The sequence below is a fragment of the Denitromonas iodatirespirans genome, from assembly GCF_018524365.1.
Taxonomy (GTDB): Bacteria; Pseudomonadota; Gammaproteobacteria; order Burkholderiales; family Rhodocyclaceae; genus Nitrogeniibacter; species Nitrogeniibacter iodatirespirans.
In genome coordinates this window covers 1-2,608 of the sequence record NZ_JAEKFT010000075.1, presented here as the reverse complement: position 1 = coordinate 2,608, position 2,608 = coordinate 1, and the positions used below count along the sequence as shown (strand labels likewise).

Annotated in this window: 4 protein-coding genes and 1 pseudogene; 3 read left to right on the top strand and 2 right to left on the bottom strand. The window is 57.4% G+C overall.

Annotated elements, in window-relative coordinates; genetic code table 11:
• Positions 1 to 120 (top strand): annotated as a pseudogene (locus tag I8J34_RS23890) (IS5/IS1182 family transposase); the annotation flags it as partial.
• Between the two features lie 166 nt (positions 121 to 286).
• Here the strand turns inward: I8J34_RS23890 and I8J34_RS23885 are convergent.
• Positions 287 to 1,186, bottom strand: coding sequence for an NAD-dependent epimerase/dehydratase family protein (locus tag I8J34_RS23885; protein ID WP_230411987.1), 900 nt, complete (start codon positions 1,184 to 1,186; stop codon positions 287 to 289).
• On the opposite strand from I8J34_RS23885, the gene I8J34_RS23880 reads away from it, so the two are divergent.
• Positions 1,185 to 1,421, top strand: coding sequence for a hypothetical protein (locus I8J34_RS23880; RefSeq protein WP_214364135.1), 237 nt, complete (start codon positions 1,185 to 1,187; stop codon positions 1,419 to 1,421). The two genes, I8J34_RS23885 and I8J34_RS23880, sit on opposite strands and share 2 nt — an antisense overlap.
• A gap of 427 nt (positions 1,422 to 1,848) precedes the next feature.
• Here the strand turns inward: I8J34_RS23880 and I8J34_RS23875 are convergent, their stop codons facing one another.
• On the bottom strand, positions 1,849 to 2,331 hold the full coding sequence (locus I8J34_RS23875; protein ID WP_214364134.1) for a hypothetical protein: 483 nt from the start codon (positions 2,329 to 2,331) through the stop codon (positions 1,849 to 1,851).
• Between the two features lie 143 nt (positions 2,332 to 2,474).
• On the opposite strand from I8J34_RS23875, the gene I8J34_RS23870 reads away from it, so the two are divergent.
• Positions 2,475 to 2,608, top strand: a 134-nt coding sequence (locus I8J34_RS23870; RefSeq protein ID WP_214364137.1) for a transposase family protein, incomplete at its 3' end; no start/stop codon positions are given.

The window sequence follows — 2,608 nt, the reverse complement described above, 5'->3', positions numbered from 1 at the left end:
AAGACCCGCTATCGAGGGATCGCCAAGAACGAGGCGCAATTGTTCTCACTGTTCGGCCTCGCCAACCTCGTGCTCGCGCATAAAAGGTTGATGGCGCCCGACACGCAAGGTGCGTCCTGAAACGGGGCAAAGGCGATGAAATCGTGCGAATCCGGCCTTCCAGAGTGCCAATTCCGTATTCCGCGATTCAATTGCGAGCGATTCCACGCGATTGCGAACGATGATCTGCCTCCCGTTGCCGAAAATCGGATTTGTTCAGTACTTCCCTAAGGGTAGCGCTGGCGATTCACACCAGGGACCCGGACTGATAATAGTCAGCCAAGCCTTGTTCAAATGAATACTCCGGAGAAAATCCGATTTTCGCTTTCGCAAAGCTCATATCGCATTCGGTGTGGCTTTGGTATGCACCCTCAAAAGGATTGTCCATGTATTCCGGCGTTCGATGGAGTCCGAGGATTGCATTCAATTGTTCAACGATCTGGTTGAAAGACGTCGTCGTGCCCGAGCCACAATTCACGACACAGCTTTCGTTTGCCTGGGAAGCAAGAATGTTTGCAGTTACCACATCTTTGACATAGATGTAGTCCCTTTTTTGCTCCCCATGCTTGAAAAGCCTTGGATTGCCTTTCAGCATTTGTTGAGCAAACTGATAAATCATGGTGGCTCTCGTTCCCTTGTGATTTTCTCCCGGCCCAAAAATATTGCAATACCGAAGCCCGACAATGGTGATGTCCGGGTGTTTGGCGGCCAGCGCCATGGCGTAGTCGTCCAGAAGCTTCTTCGACATCGCATACGGCGTTTGAGGGTCGGTCGGGTCGCTCTCCTTGTGAGGCGCCGGGTTGTTGCCATAAACGGCCGCCGACGAGGCGTAAACAATCCTTTTGCATCCGTTGTTGATCGCATAATCAAACAACGCCTTCGATGCCTCGAGATTGGCCCGCATGATCTCTCTTTCATCCTTGACCCGGGTGCCGTTGATGGCCGCCTGGTGAAAAAGAACATCGACTTTGCCGATTTCATCCCAATCGATGCCGAGAATTCCGGGGTACAGGCATTTCCCCTTGAATTCAGGCATGACCTGTTCCGATTCATGGCCGGTGATGGTGACCTCGAAGCCCCGACTCTGGAGCGCCAACGTCAAATTGGAACCCACCAGCCCGGTCCCTCCTGTTACTAGACACCTCATGAAATATGGCCTGTATTCTTCGTCAATGGTTTGCGTGGAGTGTAGAGCAAGAGGGCAAGTGCTGGCATTGCGGGCCCCGGTGCATTACCTCGCCTTCAGCATCCTCGACATTGTGCGCTTCGAACTCTACCGGAGAAACGTCGTCAGCCTCACGCTGTGCCAGGGCGGGGCGGCTGATGTGTGGTCGCCGGATGACAGCGGGGCGATGTCGACGAGCGCCGAAGCCGCGTGGTAGGGCCGGTTTCAACCGGCCGTCGGTCCTCGTTCGGTCATCGGCCTTTCGACGGATCGTTGGCCGGGTCTCGCCCCGGCGGGCGAGTCACTTCTTTGTCACGCGACAAAGAAGTAACCCAGAAAACGCGCCCCACTGTACCGCCGGCTGCGCCGGTCCCCTCTCTGCGCCCCCGCCCGGCGGGTCGTGTCGCAAACTCGCCCTGCGGGCTCAAACAGCGACACGACAATTCCCGCCGGTCGCGGGCTCCGTTCGGCGGTACAGAAGGGGAAGGGCGCGTGGGCTCGGCGTCGCCATCGCCCGGGTGGTGTGGTGCCGCCTCGTTGGGCGCAATAGCCGAAGGGCATTGCGCCAATTCAACGGTTGAGCGGTGCAATACGGCTGCGTCTATTGCCTCAACGCGTGTTCCAGGGGCGCGGGTTGGGCATCGCTATTTCTCGGCGGGCATCTCCGTGGTGACCTGCGAGTACCGATACCAGAGGTTTTCAACACGGTAGTTCGAGCCCAGCATGAAGCGCGTGACGGTGACATCGTCGCTACGCCAGTTAACCACCAATGAGCCATCAATGGATCTAAGCAGATTCACATTGGTCCCACCCCCTCCGACCAACAGGATCGACACGCGGACATGGGCGTGAGGCTCATTGAAGAACCTCAGTGTCGGCTCGTAGTACCGCATATGACAGCTGTAGAGGTCGTCAATCCGATCCTCGGACAACGTAAAGCGATACCGCCTGAAGCTCAATGGAGTGCGGCGACCGACGGAGTCAATGAAGGTAAACGTTATCGAATCGGGTGCTTGCTTGATGGACACCCACGCCGACGTCTCCGGAATCGTCGGCCACGTTCGCTTCCACGCCGCAGGGCCAGTCGGACTCGTTGAGCGCGCCATTGCTGTAAAGATCTCAGCCAAGGATGGCGGGTCACCTACCCAGGGCTCCCGCAGCTACCCACATGTCGTTGACACCCCAAGAATGTCGTTGACGATCATGCGTTTACCACGCCCCTGTTCACGGCGCCCCGATTTGTGTAGTTTCCTGTCTTTTTGGACGGGTAATGGAAGCGGACAAATTGATGGCTCTGGTCGAGGTGTTCGAAGGACTCGAGGACTGGCGCAACGCGCAGCAGACGCGTCACCGGCTGGACGAACTGCTTACCGTGGCGGTGTGCGCGGTGCTCAGCGGCGCCGA

Coding starts and splice junctions, on each gene's coding strand:
- I8J34_RS23880 (WP_214364135.1), top strand. CDS start 1,185: ATGAAATATGGCCTGTATTCTTCGTCAATGGTTTGCGTGGAGTGTAGA.
- I8J34_RS23885 (WP_230411987.1), bottom strand. CDS start 1,186: ATGAGGTGTCTAGTAACAGGAGGGACCGGGCTGGTGGGTTCCAATTTG.